17 protein-coding genes and 1 tRNA gene are annotated in these 20,454 nt (G+C 71.8%); 3 read left to right on the top strand and 15 right to left on the bottom strand.

Going from position 1 to position 20,454, the window contains the following annotated elements:
- Positions 1-194: 194 nt before the first annotated feature.
- On the bottom strand, positions 195-1,271 hold the full coding sequence (locus ACIP93_RS22325; protein ID WP_401761201.1) for an SPFH domain-containing protein: 1,077 nt from the start codon (positions 1,269-1,271) through the stop codon (positions 195-197).
- Positions 1,268-2,512: a peptidoglycan-binding protein gene (locus ACIP93_RS22320; RefSeq protein WP_401761199.1), complete on the bottom strand. Its 1,245-nt coding sequence runs from the start codon at positions 2,510-2,512 to the stop codon at positions 1,268-1,270. Before ACIP93_RS22320 ends, ACIP93_RS22325 begins: the two co-directional genes overlap by 4 nt.
- Before the next feature lie 128 nt (positions 2,513-2,640).
- Here ACIP93_RS22320 and ACIP93_RS22315 point away from each other — a divergent pair.
- The 3 genes from ACIP93_RS22315 (at position 2,641) to ACIP93_RS22305 (ending at position 7,100) form a co-directional block, all read left to right on the top strand.
- A tRNA-Lys gene (locus ACIP93_RS22315) sits at positions 2,641-2,714 on the top strand.
- A gap of 439 nt (positions 2,715-3,153) precedes the next feature.
- Positions 3,154-5,160, top strand: coding sequence for a cellulose synthase catalytic subunit (locus ACIP93_RS22310; protein ID WP_345222680.1), 2,007 nt, complete (start codon positions 3,154-3,156; stop codon positions 5,158-5,160).
- Positions 5,157-7,100: a galactose oxidase-like domain-containing protein gene (locus ACIP93_RS22305; protein ID WP_345222678.1), complete on the top strand. Its 1,944-nt coding sequence runs from the start codon at positions 5,157-5,159 to the stop codon at positions 7,098-7,100. Before ACIP93_RS22310 ends, ACIP93_RS22305 begins: the two co-directional genes overlap by 4 nt.
- 106 nt (positions 7,101-7,206) lie before the next feature.
- On the opposite strand, the gene ACIP93_RS22300 is transcribed toward ACIP93_RS22305, so the two are convergent.
- From ACIP93_RS22300 to ACIP93_RS22240, 13 genes are all read right to left on the bottom strand, one after another.
- Positions 7,207-8,220, bottom strand: a complete 1,014-nt coding sequence (locus ACIP93_RS22300; protein WP_401761197.1) for a glycoside hydrolase family 6 protein — start codon at positions 8,218-8,220, stop codon at positions 7,207-7,209.
- Between the two features lie 600 nt (positions 8,221-8,820).
- The gene (locus ACIP93_RS22295; protein ID WP_345222672.1) at positions 8,821-9,501 is read right to left on the bottom strand and encodes a class F sortase; all 681 of its coding nucleotides are present in this window, start codon (positions 9,499-9,501) and stop codon (positions 8,821-8,823) included.
- A 52-nt stretch (positions 9,502-9,553) separates the two neighbouring features.
- A complete protein-coding gene (locus ACIP93_RS22290) occupies positions 9,554-10,117 on the bottom strand; it encodes a hypothetical protein (protein WP_401761196.1) in 564 nt (187 codons plus the stop codon).
- Positions 10,118-10,225: 108 nt separating this feature from the next.
- Complete coding sequence (locus tag ACIP93_RS22285) at positions 10,226-11,005, bottom strand: HAD-IIA family hydrolase (protein ID WP_345222668.1); 780 nt, start codon at positions 11,003-11,005, stop codon at positions 10,226-10,228.
- 76 nt (positions 11,006-11,081) lie between these two features.
- A complete protein-coding gene (locus ACIP93_RS22280; RefSeq protein ID WP_401761194.1) occupies positions 11,082-12,566 on the bottom strand; it encodes an alkaline phosphatase family protein in 1,485 nt (494 codons plus the stop codon).
- A 204-nt stretch (positions 12,567-12,770) separates the two neighbouring features.
- Positions 12,771-13,838, bottom strand: a complete 1,068-nt coding sequence (locus tag ACIP93_RS22275) for a 2-aminoethylphosphonate ABC transporter substrate-binding protein (RefSeq protein ID WP_345222664.1) — start codon at positions 13,836-13,838, stop codon at positions 12,771-12,773.
- Positions 13,839-13,879: 41 nt separating this feature from the next.
- Positions 13,880-14,677 (bottom strand): ABC transporter permease, encoded by a 798-nt coding sequence (locus ACIP93_RS22270; RefSeq protein WP_401761192.1) that lies wholly within the window; start codon positions 14,675-14,677, stop codon positions 13,880-13,882.
- Positions 14,664-15,593: a 2-aminoethylphosphonate ABC transporter permease subunit gene (locus ACIP93_RS22265; protein ID WP_401761401.1), complete on the bottom strand. Its 930-nt coding sequence runs from the start codon at positions 15,591-15,593 to the stop codon at positions 14,664-14,666. The genes ACIP93_RS22270 and ACIP93_RS22265 overlap by 14 nt, the downstream gene beginning before the upstream one ends.
- A gap of 76 nt (positions 15,594-15,669) precedes the next feature.
- The gene (locus tag ACIP93_RS22260; RefSeq protein WP_401761191.1) at positions 15,670-16,728 is read right to left on the bottom strand and encodes an ABC transporter ATP-binding protein; all 1,059 of its coding nucleotides are present in this window, start codon (positions 16,726-16,728) and stop codon (positions 15,670-15,672) included.
- Positions 16,725-17,420, bottom strand: coding sequence for a phosphonatase-like hydrolase (locus ACIP93_RS22255; protein WP_401761189.1), 696 nt, complete (start codon positions 17,418-17,420; stop codon positions 16,725-16,727). Before ACIP93_RS22255 ends, ACIP93_RS22260 begins: the two co-directional genes overlap by 4 nt.
- Positions 17,421-17,428: 8 nt before the next feature.
- The gene (locus ACIP93_RS22250; protein ID WP_345222655.1) at positions 17,429-18,550 is read right to left on the bottom strand and encodes a TIGR03364 family FAD-dependent oxidoreductase; all 1,122 of its coding nucleotides are present in this window, start codon (positions 18,548-18,550) and stop codon (positions 17,429-17,431) included.
- A 144-nt stretch (positions 18,551-18,694) separates the two neighbouring features.
- Positions 18,695-19,459, bottom strand: coding sequence for a GntR family transcriptional regulator (locus ACIP93_RS22245; protein ID WP_401761186.1), 765 nt, complete (start codon positions 19,457-19,459; stop codon positions 18,695-18,697).
- 103 nt (positions 19,460-19,562) lie between these two features.
- Complete coding sequence (locus ACIP93_RS22240; protein ID WP_401761185.1) at positions 19,563-20,384, bottom strand: hypothetical protein; 822 nt, start codon at positions 20,382-20,384, stop codon at positions 19,563-19,565.
- Positions 20,385-20,454: the final 70 nt, after the last annotated feature.

Genomic DNA, 20,454 nt, shown 5'->3' with positions numbered 1-20,454 from the left:
AGGAGAACGTGGGGGGGCTCTGTGAGCTGTACAGGAGGTACGGACACGCGCGCGTGGCACTGCTGAGGATGACGGCCTTGGGGATTGCGGTCTAGACCAAGGCCCAATGTAGGGACGCCAGTTGGACATGTCCAGACCAATGTCCGAACTCGAGGAGACTTGCCGGAACTCGTCCGGAACCGGCGCCTCCCGTGCTACCTCCCGCCGAGGTACGCGACCGTCAACTCCCGGACGAGCGCGTGGCGTTCGTAGGCGTCGAGCTCCCCCACCAGCCCGCGCCCGGTGAGCCCGCGCACCGTGTCCTCCACCGCGTCGACCGCGCCCGCCAGGGCCCGCTCCCGGTCCACCGCGTCCAGGGCGGCGAACCTCCTGCGGCGCATCGCCTCGGCCACCTCCGGCGCGTACTCGATCCGCAGCGGCTGCACCGAGAACACCTCGATCCCGGCCGCCGCCGCCCGCGCCGCCACCTGCCGGGTCAGCGCGTCCCCGACCGCCGCCGCGTCCCGCACGGTGCGCACCTCGCCGCTCCCCTTGGTCCCGAACGCGTCGGCGGGCAGCCGCGAGAACACCCGGGCGAGCCCCGCCTCGACCTGACCGCGCAGGTGCCCGGCGTGGTCGGTCACCGCGAGGGTGGCCCGCGCGGTGTCCGCGACCCGCCACACCACCAGCACGACGACCCGCAGCGGAATGCCGCTGCGGTCGGCCACCGGCAGCGGCTCGCTCCGCCAGTGCTTGAGCGTGACGTCCACCCGGCGGCGCACCAGCAGCGGGCTCAGCCACATCAGCCCGGTGCGCCGCACGCTCCCCCGGTACGCCCCGAAGAGGGTGAGCACGGACGCCTGCCCCTCCCTCCCCCGGGTCAGCCCGCCGAACGCGCCCAGCCCGACCATGAAAAGCCCGGCCAGCGCCCCCCACGCGGCGGTTCCCATGCCGTCGTAACGGCGCGGGGGCAGCCCGAGCACTCCCCGCACCGGCCCCGGGGCGAGCCCCGCCCACCACAGCACCGCCGCACTCCCGGCCAGCGCCGCCAGCCCCACGGCGACCGCCGCCCAGCCGGGGCCCGCCGGTCCCGGCCGTTCCACCGGCGCCCGGTCCGCGGCCCCGGCGGCGCGCGGCGCGGGCGCGCCCGTCCGTTCCGCCTCGTCGCGGAAGAGCAGGTGCACCGGGATCTCGGTGGTGGCTTCGTTCCTGATCACCGGGTGGCGGCTCGCGGCGCTCACCACTCCGGCCGCCCCCGTTCCCGTACTCGTACTCGTGGAATCGGTCGTCACCGCGCACCCTCCGTCGTCGCCGTCGTGGCGAACAGCCGCCGCCAGGTCTCCGGTCCCGGGTAGCCGTCGGCCTCCGCGCCCCGCCACCCCTGGGCCCGCTGGAACGCCTCGACGTTGCGCCGGTCGGCCTCGGTCCAGCGGGGCCCGGGGCCCACCGTGTAGTGCCGGCCGAAGCCCTTCTCCGTCAGCCGCTGCCCGAGCTGCTTGACGTACGCGTTGGACTGGCCGGGCCGGAAGTACCGCGCGCCCGGGTAGACGGGGGCGCCGGGAGCGCCCTGCACCTGGGCGCCGCCGACGAGGCCCTTGTAGCGGTAGGCCAGATAGCGGTCCGCGTTGTTCCAGTAGCCGAGCGGGGTGGCCTGGTGGCGGGTCTTGGGGCGGGTCTGCTCGTAGGCGAGGTAGTGGTCGTGGGTGTAGTCGGTCCAGCCGCCGAAGATGGTGACGTGGGAGCCGTCGTGCGGGTCCCTGGTGTTGTGGAAGAGCAGGATGTCACCGGGCTGGAGCTGGTCGCGGGGCACCCGCACCCCGTACTGGGCGAGGCTGCCGGTCCACTCGTTGCCGGGCAGTCCCCAGGCCATCGAGACGTACCCCGAGCAGTCCTGCCGGTAGCCGTCGCTCCAGTACTTGTCCATGCTGTACGGCACTCCGGCCGCCACCCAGGTCTGGGCGCGCTTGATGATCTGGGCCCGGGTGGCGGGCTTCAGCTTCGGCGCGGCGGCCACCCCGGAGGGGCCGGGGGTGCCTGTCGCCCCGGGCACCCGGGAGGCAGAAGCGGAAGCGGAACCGCCGTGCAGGGGAGCGGTGCGGCCCTGCGGAACGGGCACGTCGCGCGCCTCCCGGCCGTCCTTCCGCCGCTCGGCCCGGCCGCCCTTCCGCCGTTCCGCCCGTTCGGCCGCCCCGGCCCGCTTCTCCTCGGCCCGCTTCTCCTCGGCTCGCTTCTCCTCGACCCGCCCGGTCCGGTGCGCACCGTGGTCGCGGTGGTCGCTTTTATGACTTCTGTCGTGTTTGTCACGCTGGTCGTGGGGAACCCGCTCCGTCGCCGCCGGCGTCCACGGTGCGGCCCCGGCCGCTCCCCCGCCGCCCAGCACCGCTCCGGCCGCGGTGACCAGTACCAGCGCCGTCCGCGCGGCGTGACCCCCGTCACGTGCACAAGGTCCGCCCGACCGGCGTTCCCGCCGACGGGCGGCACATCCGGCGCAGGGACAGTCGGCGGCGGGCTGAATTTCCTCGAACTGGATCACACGCCGAGTGTCCCAACTGCCCGGACATACCGCATCTTGACGGAGTGAAATATCTCATGAAAGACATCCTGGACACTCGCTGGTTCAAACCACTCTCGAACATCCGGTAGAGTTCTCGATGTCAGCAGGCGCCGCTAGCTCAGTTGGTTAGAGCAGCTGACTCTTAATCAGCGGGTCCGGGGTTCGAGTCCCTGGCGGCGCACGCGCAACCGAGACCCTCCCACCACCGGTGGGAGGGTCTCGGTCGTTCCCACGGGTCCGGGCCCTCCCCGGGCCCGCCCCGGGTCCCGGCGACCCGTGCGATCAGCGACCCTTGCGATCACATGAAGAGTCGGGGAATCTATCCTGGAGCCAGTGGCTCCAATGGGGCGGACGGTTCGCCGAGTTGAGGCTCGGACAGCCGACGGGGGGACGGCCGGGCCATGCGGGACGCGTCAGCGTGCCCCTCCCCCAGAATGGAGAGGGGCCCCTTTCGCCGACCGATGTCAGGGCGGGCATCATGCAACCGGAAGGTTGTCGTCCTGTGTCTGTGGTGATGGCGGCCTGCCCATGGATGCGTTCGGGACGGTCGAGGGGGACCGCCAGCGAGCGAAGAGACCTACGAACTCACGCAGCCAGTCTTGCGTGCGGGGGGATGACTCATGACGTCGACGCCGAGCGGCGCCGGGCAGTACCACGACCCTACCCACGACCCCACCCAGACGACGCAGCTGCGGGTTCCGCCGCCTCCGTCCGGCGGACAGGGGCGCCGACAGCAGAAGGCGCTGCCCAAGTACGACTACGAGCACTACAGCCGGCTGGCCGGTCCGCTGACCCAGCCGGACCCCTCCAGGCCGTACAAGGTCCAGTACCGCTCGCTGATCTCCCAGGAGCCGCACCGCATACGTGCCGCGCTCCTCCTCGGCGCCGCCCCGCTGCTCTCCCTCGGTCTCTTCATCTGGCTGATGCAGCCGGGCCACTGGACCGACCGCGACCCGAACCTGCAGGACGACCTGCTGCGCGCGCTCGACGTCGTCATGCTCGTGGCGATCGGCCTCATCGAGCTCTTCCGCACGATGAACGTGATCTCCAACGCGCACGCCACCCTGGTGGCCCGTGACCCGATCCCGGTCGTCCCCGAGTCCGGCACCCGGGTCGCCTTTATGACCTCCTTCGTGCCCGGCAAGGAGCCGCTGGAGATGGTCACCAAGACCCTGGAGGCGGCCGTCAAGATCCGCCACCGGGGCCTGCTGCACATCTGGCTGCTCGACGAGGGCGACGACCCCGAGGTCAAGGCCGTCTGCGAGCGCCTCGGCGTGCACCACTTCTCCCGCAAGGGCGTCGCGAAGTGGAACCAGAAGAAGGGTCCGCACCGCGCCAAGACCAAGCACGGCAACTACAACGCGTGGCTGGACGCGCACGGCGACGACTACGACTACTTCGCCTCGGTCGACACCGACCACATCCCGCTCCCGAACTACCTGGAGCGCATGCTCGGCTACTTCCGCGACCCGGACGTCGGCTTCGTCATCGGCCCGCAGGTCTACGGCAACTACGACTCCTTCGTCACCAAGGCCGCCGAGTCGCAGCAGTTCCTCTTCCACGCCCTGATCCAGCGCGCGGGCAACCGCTACGGCGCGCCGATGTTCGTCGGCACCTCCAACGCCGTGCGCATCAAGGCGCTGAAGCAGATCGGCGGTCTGTACGACTCGATCACCGAGGACATGGCGACCGGCTTCGAGATCCACCGCGCCAAGAACCCGGCGACGGGCAAGAAGTGGCGCTCGGTCTACACCCCGGACGTGCTGGCCGTCGGCGAGGGCCCGTCCGCCTGGACGGACTTCTTCACCCAGCAGCTCCGCTGGTCGCGCGGCACCTACGAGACGATCCTCAAGCAGTACTGGAGGGGCTGGGGCACGCTTCCCCCCGGCAAGCTCTTCAACTACACGATGATGATCATCTTCTACCCGATGTCCGCCATGAACTGGATCCTGGCCGCGCTCTCCTGTGCGCTGTTCCTGGGCATGGGCGCCTCGGGCGTCCAGATCGACCCGGTCATCTGGATGATGCTGTACGGCAACGCCTCGGCCCTCCAGGTCGGCCTCTACATCTGGAACCGCCGCCACAACGTCTCCCCGCACGAGCCCGAGGGCTCCGGCGGTCTGGCCGGCATGGCGATGTCCGCGATGTCCGCGCCGCTGTACGCGCGCGCCCTCATGGACTCCGTGCTGCGCCGCAAGTCCAGCTTCGTGGTGACGCCCAAGGGCGAGTCGGCCAGCCCCGACACCCTCTTCGGCACCTTCCGCATCCACCTGTTCTTCATCGCGATCTTCGCGGGCTCCATCGGCGTCTCGTTCTGGCGCGGCCACTCGCACCCGGCGATGGTCACCTGGGCGACGCTCGCCATGCTCGTCACGGCGGCGCCGATCATCGCCTGGCGGATCGGCATGCGGATGGAGAAGAAGAACGGCAGGCCCGGCCCGCAGCAGGGTCCCGGTTCCGCGGGCGGCGCCCCGGAGTACGGCGACCAGCAGGCCTTCCCGGGCCAGAACCAGGGTCAGTACCCGGGTCAGTACGGCGACGGCGGCCACGCACCGCAGCAGCGGCCGAGCTGGGCCCCGGCCGACCAGACCATGCAGATTTCTTCCCTTGGGGGACGTAAGAAATGAGTTTCCGTCCGAGCCGCCGGGCCAAGCGACTCTCCATCACGGCGGCCGTGGTCGTCGCCGTGGCGGCGTTCAACGGGCCCGCGCTGTACCGCTTCGGGTCGGAGCAGTACCACGAGTACAAGATCAACCGCCCCGAGTACAAGGCGGAGAACGGACACTGGGACTTCCTGGACGTCCCGACCAAGTTCAAGATCAACACGATTCACTCGGCACTGCTGCACACCGGCAAGGTCCTGCTCATCGCGGGTTCCGGCAACAACCAGAAGAACTTCGACGCGGGCAAGTTCGAGTCGGTCCTGTGGGACCCGAAGAACAACACGTACAAGATGATCAAGACCCCGAAGGACATGTTCTGCTCGGGTCACACGCAGCTGGGCGACGGCAAGCTGCTCGTCGCCGGCGGCACCAAGCGGTACGAGAAGCTCGAAGGCGACGTCACCAAGGCCGGCGGCCTGATGGTGGTGCACAACGAGAACCCGGACAAGCCGATCACCATCCCCGCCGGGACCGTCTTCAAGGGCAAGAAGAACGGCAAGACGTTCGTCTCCAAGGACCCGGTCCTGGTGGAGAAGGCCAAGAAGGTCTTCGCCACCTCCGGGCCCAACAAGGGCAAGTTCCTGCGCACCGAGGCGGGCCTGGGACGCACCTACGTCGAGGCGCAGCAGTCCGGCAAGCAGTACGAGTCGGGCGCCCAGGACAACTACGCGATCCCCTCGCTGACCGGCAAGGAAGCCCAGAACACCTACGGCGTCGCCGAGAAGCTCGCGCTGGACAAGAAGGACTTCCAGGGCATCCGGGAGGCCTACGAGTTCGACCCGGTGGCGGAGAAGTACATCACCGTCGACCCGATGAACGAGGCCCGCTGGTACCCCTCGCTCACCACGCTCAAGGACGGCAAGGTCCTGGCCACCTCGGGCCTGGACGACATCGGCCAGATCGTCCCGGGCAAGGACGAGATCTACGACCCGAAGACGAAGACCTGGAAGTACACGGGCTTCGAGCGGCGGCTGCCGACGTACCCGTCGCTCTTCCTGCTGGGCAGCGGCAAGCTGATCTACACCGGCTCGAACGCCGGGTACGGCCCGGCCGACGTCGGCCGTGACCCCGGCATCTGGGACCTGTCCAACAACAAGTTCCAGAAGATCCCGGGCATGAGCGACCCGGACCAGCTGGAGACCTCGGCCTCGGTCATGCTGCCCCCGGCGCAGGACCAGAAGTTCATGGTCATCGGCGGCGGCGGGGTCGGCGAGTCGGAGAAGTCCAGCGAGAAGACCCGCCTGGTCGACGCCACCGAGCCGAACCCGGCCTTCAAGGACGGCCCCTCGCTGGCCAAGGGCACCCGGTACCCGAGCGCGTCCCTGCTGCCCGACGACACCGTGCTGGTGTCCGGCGGCTCGGAGGACTACCGCGGTCGCAGCGACTCCAACGTCAAGGAGGCGCGCATCTACGACCCGAAGACCAACAAGTTCAAGCAGGTCGCCGACCCGAACGTGGGCCGCAACTACCACTCGCAGACGGTGCTGCTGCCCGACGGCCGGGTGATGAGCGCGGGCTCGGACTCCCTGTTCTCGGACAAGGCCAACACCCGGCCGGGCGTCTTCGAGCAGCGCATCGAGATCTACACCCCGCCCTACCTCTACCGGGACTCGCGGCCGAAGCTGACCGAAGGACCCAAGGAGATCAAGCGGGGCGCCACCGCCACCTTCAAGTCCGCGCAGGCCTCGTCCATCAAGACGGCGAAGCTGATGCGGCCGAGCGCGGTGACGCACATGACCGACATGGACCAGCGCAGCATCGCGCTGGAGTTCAAGAAGACGGCCGACGGCGTCTCCGTCACCGTCCCGAAGAACCGCGCGCTGGTGCCCTCCGGGTACTACATGCTCTTCGTGACGGACGACCAAGGCACGCCCTCCGAGGCGGTCTGGGTGGACGTCCAGTAGGCATCCGGCAGTAGGCACGCGTAAGGGGCGCCCTCCCTGGAGGGCGCCCCTTACTGTTCTCCCGGCCGCTTCCCGGCTGCTTTCCGGCTGCTTTCCCGTACGGGACCTACTTGGCGTTCTTGGCCAGGCCCAGCGCGTAGTCCCCGTACCAGCGGCCGGCCTCCGGGCCGCCCTTGCAGGTGCCGTCGGACTCGCCGGGGCGCTTCACCCAGAGCAGGGCGTGCACCTGCGGATCGCCGGTCTCGGTGGTGGGGGCCTCGCCGAGGGCGCGTCCCGGCGGGTTGCACCAGCGCTCCTTGGGGTCGCCCTTGGTGTACGGGCCGTTGCCGTTGCGGCTGGTGTCGATCACGAAGGGCTTGTTGCCGACCTTCGCCGAGAGCTCCTTGCCGTACTTCTTGCTGGCCTCGGTGGTGTAGTAGTTCGAGACGTTCACCGAGAAGCCGTCGGCCTGGTCGACGCCCGACCACTTCAGCGGCTCGAAGATCTGGTCCGGCTTGCCCCAGCCCGCGTTGCCCGCGTCCAGGTAGACCTTGGTCTTCGGCTGCTGCTTGAGGGTCTTGATGGCGCCCTTGAGGAGGTCGTAGCGCTCCTCGTGGAACTTCCCCGGGGTGCAGGAGTCGACCATGTGCAGCACCGCGTCCGGCTCCAGGATGACGGTGGCCGGGCGGTCGCCGATGCCCTCGGCGACCTCCTTGACGAACTTCCGGTACGCGTCGCCGTCGGCGGCGCCGCCGCCGGAGTACTGGCCGCAGTCACGGTGCGGGATGTTGTAGAGGACGAGGATGGCCTCGCGGTCGGCCTTGGCGGCGGCCTCGGTGAAGCCCTGGGCCTGCTCCTTGGCGTTCTCCGGGATCAGCCACTCACCGGCCGGCTGCTGGGCGATCTTCTTGATCAGTTCCTTCTTGGCCGGGTCGCCCTCCTCGGCGAGCGCCTTGGCGGCCTTGGCCTGCGGATTGACCCAGTACGGGTCGTCGCCCTTGGGGAGCTGCGTGATCGGGGCCTCGCCGCCGGCGCCCCCGGCGTCGCCGCCGCCGTCCGAGGTGCAGCCCGTCAGGAGCAGGGCGGCCCCCACCACCACCGCCCCGAGTGTGCGCACACGTCCGTTGTTACTGCCGTACATCGACTCCCCCTTGGGCGCCTGCCGAGGACTGACCGTCTCGAAGTGACTGCTCGAAATGAATGAACGTCTCAAAGTGACTGACTGTCTCGAAGATGAAAGAAGTTCCCGAGGCAGCCCCCCAGCCGCCCCTGCCCGGACACAGCCGGTCGAATCCAATCCTTCCACATGGAACGTGTGCCCCACTCGGTGCGTTCCCGTTCGTACGGACGCCGGCACACCCCGCGCAACCTGCTTCTTCGGCCCGGCGGCCCGCCCCGGGCACGCGGCGGCGGCGCGGGGCCCGCACGGCGGACCCGGCGGCAGCCGGGCCCGCGGCCCGGGACACGCCCTGCGGCCTTTCCGTGACTTCACGTCAGAAACCCTCTGGAGAACGGGGCTTGGCCGCTCTACAGTGGGAATGCGGCCCCGGCCCCCGGCCCGGGCGTCCGAGTCGGCTCTGCCACCCGGCCTCCCGCGTCGGCGCCGGGCTTCTCCCGCAGTTCGTGCGCACGCGGTCGAGGACCGGCCCGGCCGACAGCTCCGGGGGGAGCGAGCAGTCGGCCGGGCCAGGTGCCCGCGGCGAACGGCGGTGGTGGCGGGGGCGGGTTCCCCCGGCGGCGCTCAGGACCTGGCCGGGGCCTCCGCGGCGTCCGTCAGGTAGGCGGAGACGACCACGTTAGCCGTGTAGTGCTTGGCCTCGTGGTCGTAGGTGCCGCCGCAGGTGATCAGCCGCAGCTCGGCGCGGCCGTCCTCGCGGGGGCCGTAGACCTTCTTCGCGTCGAACCTGTCCCGGCTGAAGACCTGGACGTCGTCGATGGTGAACTCGGTCACGGAGCCGTCCGCCGCGGTGACCTCGACCCGCTCGCCGGGGCGGGCGGAGCTGAGGCCGTAGAAGACGGCCGGCTTGCTCCGGGTGTCCACGTGCCCGACCATCAGCGCCACCCCGCTCGCGCCGGGGCGGGCGCCGTCCCGGAACCAGCCGACCTCGCGGGGCCGGTCGTACGGCGGCGGATCGACCGCCCCCGTCCCGTCGAGCCCGCGGGCGCTGACGGGGGCGGTGATGCCGAGCGAGGGGATCTCCACGCGGGCCGGGCGCACGCCCGCGACCGGTTCGTGCGCCTCGGGGAGCTCGACCTGCAGCAGTGGGCGTCCCACCGCGGCCACGTCACCGGTGGTCGGTGCGGCCCGGCCGCCCGGCGCGTCGGTGATGTCGCGGCCCCACAGCCACAGTCCGAGGAGCAGCACCGCCCAGGCGGTGCCCGTCAGGGCGCGGCCCTTGCCGGGCGCTCGGTCGGTGGTCATGTCACTCCCCTGTGCGTGTCGAGGGACGGACGGTCCCGGGTTCCCGGCGCCGTCAGTGCGTGCCGTTGCGGCGCTTGCGCGCCGACCGGGCCGCGACGGCGACCGCCGCCGCACCCGCGAGGCCGAGGCCGATCAGGGTGTGCCGGGTGCCGGGTCCCGCGGACTCGGCGGCCAGTGCGGTGCCGCCGCCGCCCGCGCGGACCGGGGCGGTCGGGTCGACCCGGTGGTGCACGACGGTGACGTTGCCGTTGGCGGAGCCGGAGCCGTCCTTGCACTTGACGGTGATGCCGTAGTCGCGGCCCCTCGCGTCCGAACGGATGTGGGCCTCGGCGAAGAGACCGCCGTCGGCGGCGGGGCTGAAGTGGGCGGGCGAGGAGAACGCCTCCGATGTGCCGATGGCCTTCCTGCCCTCGCACACGTCGACCCGCAGATCCACCTCCCCGCCGGCCGCGACGGTGGACGGGGTGACGGTGACGGTGCCGTGGGACTCGTCATTGTTGGCCACGGCGGCCGGCGCGGGTGCGGCCGGTCCGGCTGCGGCGAGGGCGATGGGCGCGGGGGCGAGTACCGCCGCGAACACCGCACCCGCACACAGGGTGAGTCGTGCTGAGCGCATAGTGAACCTCCTGGTACTTCAGAAGATCCACGCATGGGGGTGATTGCGCATCCGCAGGGGCCCGTCACTGCGCCGTACGGGCCCCCGCGGGTGATAAGGGGGGTCGGCTCAGACGCGCTCGACCAGGTCCGCGATCGAGTCGACCACCCAGGACGGCCGGAACGGGTACCGGTCGATGTCGTCCTTGCCGGTGAGCCCGGTGAGGACCAGGAAGGTCTCCATCCCGGCCTCCAGACCGGCCAGCACGTCGGTGTCCATCCGGTCGCCGATCATGGCGCTGGTCTCGGAGTGCGCGCCGATGGCGTTGAGGCCGGTGCGCATCATCAGCGGGTTGGGCTTGCCCGCGAAGTACGGCTTCTTGCCGGTCGCCTTGGTGATCAGGGCGGCGACGGCGCCGGTGGCGGGCAGCGGGCCCTCGGCGGAGGGGCCGGTCTCGTCGGGGTTGGTGCAGATGAAGCGGGCGCCGCCGTTGATCAGGCGGATCGCCTTGGTGAGGGCCTCGAAGGAGTACGTACGGGTCTCGCCGAGGACCACGTAGTCGGGCTCGTGGTCGGTGAGGACGTACCCGATGTCGTGCAGGGCGGTGGTCAGGCCCGCCTCGCCGATGACGTACGCGGTGCCGCCGGGGCGCTGGTCGTCCAGGAACTGGGCGGTGGCCAGCGCCGAGGTCCAGATGTTCTCCACCGGCACGTCCAGGCCCATCCGGGCGAGGCGGGCGTGCAGGTCACGGGCGGTGTAGATGGAGTTGTTCGTCAGGACCAGGAAGGGCTTCTCCGTGTCGCGGAGCCTGCGGATGAAGGCGTCGGCGCCGGGGATCGGGACGCCCTCGTGGATGAGGACTCCGTCCATGTCGGTGAGCCAGGACTCGATCGGCTTGCGCTCTGCCATCTGGTGGGACTCCCGCCGTACGTACACACATGAGACAAGGGGCGCGCACAACCCTGTGCACGCCCCCAGCCTAGTCTCAGGCGGTGACGGAGACGCCGTCGATCGTCCAGTACCAGTTGTTGCCGCCGGTGTAGCGGAAGCGGACCTGGGCGGTGGTGGCGCCCGCCGGGACCCGGAGCGTGATCCTCTCGACGCGGGACGGGGTGTCGGCGGTGTACGTCTTCACCGCGACCGGGGCCGCGTCGCCGTAGGCGACGAGGACCTCGGCCCGCTGCGGGGACTCGTGGCGGTAGTACGTCGTGTACGTGAGGGTGGCCGACGCCCCCGGGGTCACCGGGAACTCCGGGCTGACCAGCGTCGAGTCGAAGGCGCCGGTGAAGGTCTTGTCGGCCCACTCGTCGCCGTCGCAGACCGCGAAGACGTTGCGGGCCCGGACGTTCAGCTCGCGCTGCTGGCCCTTCTCGGCCCTGGTCCAGAACTCGTCGGTGGTGAAGGACCAGCCGCGCCACTCGGTGACGCCGCCCGTGCCCATCCGGGAGTTGTCCACGGACCAGCCGCTGGGCGCGACATGGGTGAAGCCGAGGACGTCCGTGCCGATCCCGGTCTCGTCCACGCGTTGGCGGAGCGAGCCGCGCAGCGCGTCGAAGGCGTCGGGGACGGGCTGCTGCACGGGGCGGCCGTCCAGGTTCCAGGTGGGGCTGATCGCGACGCCCAGGTGGTGCAGGGCGGAGACGGCGACGTCGGGCATCCTCACGTCGTGGCGGGTGACGCCGGCGGGCAGGCCGGCGCCGGTGGCGATCAGGAAAGTCTGGCGCTCGTCCCAGCTGTCGCCGCCGTGGCCGCCGGCCGCGGTGTGCCCGTGGTCGGCGGTGATCATGACGAGCCAGTCCTCGCCGGCGTACGTCGGACGGGACCGCACGGCGGTGAGGATCTCGCCCACCTGGGTGTCGGCCGCGTGCAGCGCGTCCAGGTACTGCCGGCTGGCGCTGCCGTGGCCGTGGCCCGCGTGGTCGACGTTGTCGAGGTGCACGAAGACCGCGTCGACGTCGGTCGCGACCCGGGCGACGGCGCGCCGGGTGGTGCCCGTGTCGTACTCGGCGGACGGGGTGGAGACCCGCTGGTCGACCTTCGCGGAGAAGATGACGTCGGTGACCGGGTTCCAGGACGCCACCGCGTACGTCTTCAGGGCCGGATCGGCGGTCTCGGCGCGGGTCAGGAAGTCCGGGTACCGGGCCAGGTCGTGGCCGGTGAAGTCGTTGTCGACCACCTTGTGCTTGTCCGGCCACACGCCCGTGATGAGGGTGGTCCAGCCGGGGCCGGAGGAGGTCGGCGCCATCGGGTTGCTGTAGATGCTGGAGGGCGCGGTGATCCCGGCGGCCATCAGCGCGTCCAGGTGCGGGGTGTCGGCGTCCTTGATCCGGCGGATCATCGCCCCGTCCAGGCCGATGACCAGCACCTTCGGAGTCCTGGCCGCCCGGGCGGTGGCGGCGAGCGGGCCCGCCGTGGCGGCGACGGCGGCGGCGCCGAGCAGGACGGCGCGGCGCGGGATGCCTCGGGGCATGTCTTTCTCCAGGGAGACGGGTGGCGCGTGGGCGGGGAGCAGGGGGCGGGGGCGAGGGTGGGGGCGGCGCACCGCCCCCGGGGCGTCGGGGCTCCCCCGGGGGCGTGAGGGTATGGACCAGACCCGTTACCTTCATGTGATCAGAGCGCCGGGTCCGGATCTTCGGGGCGGAGCGCGGCCGGACGGTTGCCGGCGGCGTCCGGGTCAGCTGCCGGTGGCGGTCTTCCAGGCGTCGACGTACTCCTTGAGGTTCTTGTCGATGTCGGCCCAGTCCGGGGTGAAGACGTCGACGCCGTCGAGGATCCGGCCGAGTGCGCGGGCGTTGGCGTCGTTCGGCTGGACGTTCGCGCGGGACGGGAAGCCGCCGCCGATGGAGCTGACCTCCTGCTGGGCCGCGTCGGACAGCAGGAAGTCGAGGAGCTTCTTGCCGTTCTCGGCGTGCGGGGCCTTGTCGAGGAGACCCGCGGCGTACGGCAGCGCGAAGGTGGTGGGCTTGACGCCGTCCGCCCGCGCCGGGAACCAGATGCCCAGGTTGGGGGCGGACTTGGACTGCGCGAAGTTCATCTGCACGTCGCCGTTGGCCACCAGGATCTCGCCCTTGTCGACCTTGGGCGCCAGCTTGGAGGTCGAGGAGGACGGACCGACGTTGTTGGCCTGGAGCTTCTTCAGGTACGCCATCGCGGCGTCCTTGCCGCCGAAGTCGTGCATGGCCTTGATGACGACGGCGGTGCCGTCGCCCGCGACGCCCGGCGTCGAGTACTGGATCTTGCCCTTGAACTTGGGGTCGAGGAGGTCCTGCCAGGTCTCGGGGCTGTCGCCGGGGAGCTCCTTCTTGTTCTTGATGAAGCCGAAGTAGTTGTTGACGACGGAGGTCCACTTGCCGTCGGCTGACTTGTTGGCGGGCTCGACCATGTCGGAGTTGACGGGCTTGTACGCCTGGAGCAGCCCCTTGGAGTCGGCCTGCTGGATGAACGGCGGCAGCGTGACGATGACGTCGGCCTGCGTGTTGGACTTCTCGCGCAGGGCGCGCTGCACCATCTCGCCGGAGCCGCCCTCCACGTACTTGACCTTGATGCCGGTCTTCTTCTCGAAGTCCTTGAAGACCTTGTCGTACCAGCCGTCGCCCTTCTCGCCCTTGAGGCCGTCGGCGCTGTAGACGGTGACGGTCTTCTCGTCGGAGGAGGCGGCGGAGGACCCGCCGCAGGCGGAGAGGGAGGCGGCGAGGGCGAGGCTGCCGGTGACGGCGGCGAGCGGCTTGAGGGTGCGGTGCATGGCGTTTCGTGTCTCCAGGGCAGGGGTCGGCGGGAGGGGGCTCAGCGGAAGGAGGCTTTGGTGCGGATGCGGGAGACCGCGAGCAGGACGAGCAGCGTGGTGCCCATGAGGACGACCGCGACGGCCGATCCGGCGAAGAGGGAGCCCCGGTCGGTGGCGGTGAAGATCTGCACCGGCAGCGGCATCCAGTCCGGCGGGTAGAGCATCATCGTGGCGCTCAGCTCGCCCATGGACAGGGCGAAGCAGAGTCCGGCGGCCGCGTTCAGGGACGGCAGCAGGAGCGGCAGCTTCACCCGCCACAGGACGTACGCGGGCCGGGCCCCCAGGGAGGCGGCGGCCTGCTCGTACATCGGGTCCAGTCGTACGATCGCGGCCGAGACCGACTGGTGGGCGAACGCCGTGACAAGAACGGTGTGCGCCAGGATGACGATCCAGCGGGTGCCGTTGAGCAGGAACGGCGGCTGGGAGAAGGCGACCAGCACCGCGAGTCCGACGACCACCGACGGCACCGCGACCGGCAGCATGAACAGGGCGTCCAGGACCCGCTTCCCGCCCTTCCGCAAGGAGGCGGCGGCGAGCGCCGCCCAGCTCCCGAGGACCAGCGCGAGGACGCTGGCGGCGAGCGCGGTGACGAGGCTGGTGGTCAGCGCCTGGAGGGACTCGCCGCGCACGGCCGCCCCGTAGTTCTCGACGGTCGGCCCGGACGGGAAGGCGCCGGACCAGTGGGTGGCGAAGGACGCGGCGAGGATCACCAGCAGGGGCAGGGCGAACAGCGGAAGGAAGAGGAGGAGGAAGACGGCCCAGGTCGCCCATTTCCCGGTGCGGCTATGCACCAACACGACGGCTCACCACCCGGTACGTTCCGTAGAGTCCCACGGATATCGCGATGTTGACGACGGCGACCACGCAGGCGGCCGGATAGTCGGATTCCAGGATCGCCTTGCCGTAGACGAGCATCGGCAGGGTCGTCACGCCCTTCGCCCCGGTGAAGAGCACGATCCCGAATTCGTTGAGGCACATCACCAGGACGAGCGCTCCGCCGGCGGCGAGCGCGGGCAGCGCCTCGGGCAGGATCACCTGCCGCACGATCCGCCAGGTCCGCGCCCCGAGGGAGGAGGCGACCTCCAGTTGCGCGGGGTCGATCTGGGAGAACGCGGCGAGCAGCGGGCGCATCACGAAGGGCGTGAAGTACGTGATCTCCGCGAGGAGGACGCCCCAGGGGGTGGTGAGGAAGTGGAAGGGCCCCTCGGCGGCTCCGGTCACCCCGGTCCAGACCCCGTTGGCCATGCCCACGGTGCCGTAGACGAACAGCAGGGCGAGCGTGATGAGGAAGGACGGGAAGGACAGGAACACGTCGATGAACTTCGCGACGGCCTTCCCGCCGGGGAAGGGCACGAAGGCGATGACCAGCGCCAGGGCGAAGCCGAGGACGAGGCATCCGGCGGTCGCGCCGAGCGCGAGCCAGACGGTGGTGGTCAACGCCTCCCGGAACGCCTCGGAGGCGAAGACGTCACCGTAGGGGGCGAGGGAGACCTCGCCGGTGTCCGAGGTGAACGACTGCCGCACGACGAGGGCGAGCGGGTACAGGAACACCAGCGCCAGCACGGCCACCGGCGGCAGGGCCCACACCCAGCGGGGGACACCGCGCGAGGTGCGCGGGGGCGGGCCGGGAGGCGCACCGGTGCGGGGAGGTGCGGCTTCCCCGGGGGCCGTCCCGGTGCGGGGGGACGCGGCCTCGCCGGAGGCCGTCCGGATGCCCCGCCGTTCCGCCCCCGGGGCGGTCCGGCCGCCCGCCGGGGCGGCGGGGGCCGGGCCCCGGTCCACGTCGGCCTCAGCCACCGGACACCCCCGCCCCGAGCAGCACCGCGTCCTCGGCCGCGAAGTGGAGGACCACGTCCGACCCGAGCGCCGGTGTCTCCCGCAGCTCCCGCACATCCGCCTTGACCCGGTGCCGCCCCCCGGCGACGTCCACGTACAGCCGGTGCGTGGACCCCCGCCACTGCACCTCGCCGACCGTCCCGCGCAGGGCGTTCGGCCCCTCCCCGAGCCCGACCAGGTGCGGCCTGACGCACAGCGTGGCCGTGGTCCCGGCCGACAGGCTCCCGGTGTCGACCGTCAGCTCGATCCCGTCGAAGCGGACTCCCCCCGGGCCCACCTCCACCGGCAGCAGGTTCGCGTTGCCCACGAAGGACGCCGTGAACTCCGTCCGGGGCCGCCGGTACAGCTCCTGCGGGGTTCCGCAGTCCTGGAGCCGCGCCTTGTCCATGACGGCGATCCGGTCCGCCAGCGTCAGCGCCTCGACCTGGTCGTGCGTGACGTAGAGGATCGACACGTCGGGCAACTCCCGGTGCAGCCGGGCCAGTTCGGCCAGCATCCCGGACCTGAGCTGCGCGTCCAGCGCCGACAGCGGCTCGTCCAGCAGCAGCACCCCCGGCCGGATCGCCAACGCCCGTGCGATGGCGACGCGCTGCTGCTGGCCGCCGGACAGCTCCCGGGGGTGGCGCCGGGCGTAGGACGCCATCCCGGTCATCTCCAGCGCCTCGGCGACCCGCGCCGGAATCCCGGCCCTGTCGGCCTTCTGCGCCTTCAGCCCGAAGGCCACGTTGTCCTCGACCCGCAGGTGCGGGAAGAGCGCGTAGCTCTGGACGACCATCCCGATGCCCCGCTGGTACGGGGGCAGCGCGGTGACGTCCCGGTCCCCGATGAAGACGCGCCCGGAGGCCGGCTTCACGAAGCCCGCGACCGCCCGCAGCGCGGTGGTCTTGCCGGAGCCGGAGGGCCCGAGCAGCGCCATGACCTCGCCGGGTTCGACGGTCAGGTCGAGGCGGTCCAGGACGACGTTCTTCCCGTACGCCACCGACACCGCGTCGAAGCGGATGCCGCTGCTCATCGTCCCAGCTCCGCGAGCAGGCCGGGGAGTTCGGCGACGGAGCCGAGCACGTGACCGGCCCCGTGCGCCTCCAGCCGGGTGCGGCCGTGCGCGCCGGTCAGCACCCCGGCGACGACGCCCGCCCCGGCCCGTGTGCCGCTGAGCATGTCGTACGAGGTGTCGCCGACGACGGCCACGTCGGCGACCGACGCCACCGCGCCGGTGCGCAGGAACGCGGTGAGCACCATGTCCGGGTAGGGGCGGCCCCGGCCGCCGGCGTCGGCGGGGCACAGGGTGAGTTCCACCAGGTCCTGCCAGCCGAGCGCGGTGAGGATCGCGTCCTGGGTGACCCGGGCGAACCCGGTGGTCAGGACGACGGTACGGCCGTCGGCGGTCAGTCGCTCGACGGTTTCCCGCGCCCCGGGGAGGCCGGCGATCCGGCCGCCGTCGACCAGGTCCCCGTACGCCTCCTCGAAGGCGGTGTTGGCCCGCTGGGCCTTCGCCTCGTCGGCGAAGAGGTGCCGGAAGACGGAGATCTTGGACTCGCCCATGGTGGCGCGGACGTAGTCCAGCTTGCTGTCGAAGTCGGCCGTCCCGGCCACGACGCCGAGCTTCTCGGCGGCCGCGGCGAAGGCCTGCTCGACGAGGCCGCCGTCGGCGACGGTGGTGCCGGCCATGTCGAGTACGACGAGGTTCACGCGGTTGCTGCTCATGTTTCCCGTCACCAGCCCAGTTCGTTCGCGGTCTGCTCGGCGATGGCGGGCGAGCAGGTCATCCCGCGCCCGCCCGGCCCGGTCACCAGCCAGGCGCCGCCCCGCACCTGCTGCCGGTGCACGACGCGGCCGGTGTCGACGCACTGGGCGTACACCCCGGCCCAGCGCCGTCGGATCCTCGGCAGCGGACGGCCCAGGAAGCTCTCCGCCACGGCTGCGACGTGCTCGTACGGCTCCTCCTCCAGATCGAAGCGGAAGGGGTGCTCGTACTCGTGGGTGTCGCCGATGGTCAGTCCGCCGTCCCGGCGCTGCACCATGAGGAGCTGCATCCTGTGGGCGGCGGCGGTGGGCGTCTGGTCCTGCCCGGCGTTGAGGGCGTCCAGGGCCCCGCCCGCGTACGCCGGGTAGTAGCGGAAGCTGTCCGCGTCGGCGACGGAGGTGGTGAGGGTCTCGCCGAGGGGCTCGGTCTGCATCATCTGCAGGCGCACCCGGCGCACCGGCAGTTCGGGGGCCAGCTCGCGGACGAGTCCGCCGAGCCAGGCGCCGGTGCAGAGCACGACGGCGTCGCCCCGGTGCACGTCGCCGTGGTCGTCGCGGACGGCGGCGTCGCCGACCACCTCACGGACCTCACGCCCGCCGAGGAAGGTGTACCGCCCGGACGCCAGCAGGGCCTCCTTGAGGGCGAGCTGCGCGGTGCGCGGCTCGACGGCCGCGTCCCGCTCGCACCACAGGGCGGCGCGGAAGTCGCCGCGCAGGGCGGGGTTGAGACCCCGCGCCTCGTCGGCGGTGAGCAGCTTGTAGCCGCGCGCCGGGGCGTCGTCGCGGGTCAGCGCCGCCTCGGCCACGGCGAGTTCGAGTGCGGTGCGGACCGGGGTGAGCGATCCGTTGGGCCGGAAGCCCAGGCCGGGGACGCGGGCCCCGATGCCCTCCCACAGTTCGCGGGCCCGCAGCGCGGTGTCGAGTTCCTCGCCACCGGCCCGCCCGCTGACCCATATCTGGCCGAAGTTGCGCAGGCTCGCGCCGCGTGCCTCGCTCTCGCGCTCGATCTGTACGACCTCGTGGCCGCGTTCCACTGCGTGCCAGGCGTGCATGGTTCCCACCACGCCGGCTCCAACAACTATGACTCTCACGGCCGCCACGGTCCTCGGGACGGGTGACGCGGCCGAATCCGCCCGGCAACGGCATGGTGAACAGCCCCCCAAGGCTGGCCCAGACCCGTTATGCTTTCGTTACCAAAACACCTCGGGGTTACCGCGCCGCGCCACCCCGGCCCGCTAGCCGCCGAGCTGGGTGGAGAAGCTGAACCGGTCGCCCCGGAAGAGCGTCCGCACCCGCTCCAGCGGCCGGCCCGTCACGTCGCGCGTCCACCGGTGCAGCAGCAGCATCGGCAGGGCGGGCGGGGTGCCGATCAGCAGCGCCTCGCGCGGGGTGGCGAGGACGGTCTCGATGCGCTCCCCCGCCTTCCCCAGGCCGATCCCGACCTCATCGCCGAGGTAGGCGTAGAAGGAGGAGTCGGGTGCGAAGTCCACGTCGAGACGCGGGACGCGCTCCACCGCGACGTAACAGCTCTCCAGCCCCACCCGCTCGTCGTCGGCGAGCAGCACCCGTTCCAGGTGCCAGACCGGTGCGCCCGGCCGTACGCCGACGTCCGGGGCGAGGGCGGCGGGGCAGGGGAAGCGTTCCAGGCCGATCAGGTTGCGGCCCGGGCGGCGGCCCTGCCGGCGTACGCCTTCTGTATAACTGGCCAACGCCAGGGGCTGCTCCAGTTTCGGACCGGCGGCCACCGTGCCCCGCCCCTGCCGGCGCACCCGCCCCTCCAGCAGCAGTTCGCGCAGGGCCTGGCGCACGGTGTCCCGGGCGACCTCGTACCGGACGGCGAGATCGCGTTCGGTGGGCAGCGGCTCGCCCTCGGCCAACTCCCCGAGCAGCTCGGCGAGACGGGCCTTCACGGCGTAGTACTTGGGGATGCGTCCGTGCTCCGGGATGCCGGACCGGACGGGCGCGCCGGGGTCCTGGTGGTGCGTGTTCGGGTAGTCCACGACAGGGATCGTCGCAGACGACGGTGTACGGGGAGCCGGCCCGCCGGGCGGCGGGGACGGCAGGGCGACCGGGCGGCGGGCGGCGGGCGGCGGGGGCGGCTGCTCAGCGCCGCGCGGGTGCGCGCGTCCGGCGGGAACCCGCCACGAGCGCGCCGCCGCCGAGGAGGAGGGCGACGGCGGTGCCCCCGAGTCCGAGCAGGGGGCCCGGACCCGACTGGGCGAGCCGGCGCACGCTGTCGGCGTCCGCCGCGTCACCGCTCTCCTGCTCCTGCTCCTGCTCGGGCTCGGGCTCGGGCTCGGGTGAGTCGGTGACGGCGAACCGGTAGTCGTCGGACTGACCGACCCAGTCGCCGTCGTCGCCGTCGCGCTGCACGATCGCCGCGTTGGCGACGACGCCGGTGGCCCGCGCCCCCTCGGCGAACCCGAGCCGCACCCGTACGGTGTGCGTCCCTCCCGGTCCCACGGCGAAACCGGGGAGGTCCTCGGCGAAGACCCCGATGAGTTCGTCGTGGTCGGTGCGGACGAAGGGGACGCGGTGCCAGGCGCCGTCCGCGTGGAAGGCGGCGGCGATGTGTTCGGGGCGCAGGGTGCGGGCCTCGTCGACGAGGACGAGTACGGGGTGCACGCCCGCGCACGGCCTGTCGGTGGTGTTGGCGAGGTCCAGGTCCCAGGCGGCGCTGTCGCCGCCGGCGCGATAGGCGGCGGGGGCCCGGTGGATGCGGGTGGTGAGGGGGAAGCCGGCGCTGCCCGGGTCGCCGCAGACGGGGGTGGCGGTCGGCCGCGCACCGGCCGCGAGGAGTCTCGGGGCCGCGGCTTCCTGGGGGTGGGGGCGCGGCGGGAGGGCGGCGGCGGACCCGATCGCGCCCGGTGCCGCGGCGAGGGTGGCGGCGGCGACTGTCAGGACGAGTGCGTCACGCAGTCGCATGGGCGGGGTCCTTCTGGTCGCGGGGCCGGACGGCGGAGCGGACGGTCGCGTGCGCGCGGTCCGGTCCCGG

The sequence above is a fragment of the Streptomyces sp. NPDC088745 genome, assembly GCF_044751045.1.
In the GTDB taxonomy this organism is placed as follows: domain Bacteria; phylum Actinomycetota; class Actinomycetes; order Streptomycetales; family Streptomycetaceae; genus Streptomyces; species Streptomyces cremeus.
The sequence above is the reverse complement of the archived record's forward strand: the minus strand, read 5'-3'. Positions and strand labels throughout refer to the sequence as shown.

Bases quoted from the DNA above. Each gene is read 5' to 3' on its own strand.
- ACIP93_RS22310 (WP_345222680.1), top strand. From the start codon at position 3,154: ATGACGTCGACGCCGAGCGGCGCCGGGCAGTACCACGACCCTACCCAC.
- ACIP93_RS22305 (WP_345222678.1), top strand. From the start codon at position 5,157: ATGAGTTTCCGTCCGAGCCGCCGGGCCAAGCGACTCTCCATCACGGCG.
- ACIP93_RS22300 (WP_401761197.1), bottom strand. From the start codon at position 8,220: ATGTACGGCAGTAACAACGGACGTGTGCGCACACTCGGGGCGGTGGTG.
- ACIP93_RS22295 (WP_345222672.1), bottom strand. From the start codon at position 9,501: ATGACCACCGACCGAGCGCCCGGCAAGGGCCGCGCCCTGACGGGCACC.
- ACIP93_RS22290 (WP_401761196.1), bottom strand. From the start codon at position 10,117: ATGCGCTCAGCACGACTCACCCTGTGTGCGGGTGCGGTGTTCGCGGCG.
- ACIP93_RS22285 (WP_345222668.1), bottom strand. From the start codon at position 11,005: ATGGCAGAGCGCAAGCCGATCGAGTCCTGGCTCACCGACATGGACGGA.
- ACIP93_RS22280 (WP_401761194.1), bottom strand. From the start codon at position 12,566: ATGCCCCGAGGCATCCCGCGCCGCGCCGTCCTGCTCGGCGCCGCCGCC.
- ACIP93_RS22275 (WP_345222664.1), bottom strand. From the start codon at position 13,838: ATGCACCGCACCCTCAAGCCGCTCGCCGCCGTCACCGGCAGCCTCGCC.
- ACIP93_RS22260 (WP_401761191.1), bottom strand. From the start codon at position 16,728: ATGAGCAGCGGCATCCGCTTCGACGCGGTGTCGGTGGCGTACGGGAAG.
- ACIP93_RS22255 (WP_401761189.1), bottom strand. From the start codon at position 17,420: ATGAGCAGCAACCGCGTGAACCTCGTCGTACTCGACATGGCCGGCACC.
- ACIP93_RS22240 (WP_401761185.1), bottom strand. From the start codon at position 20,384: ATGCGACTGCGTGACGCACTCGTCCTGACAGTCGCCGCCGCCACCCTC.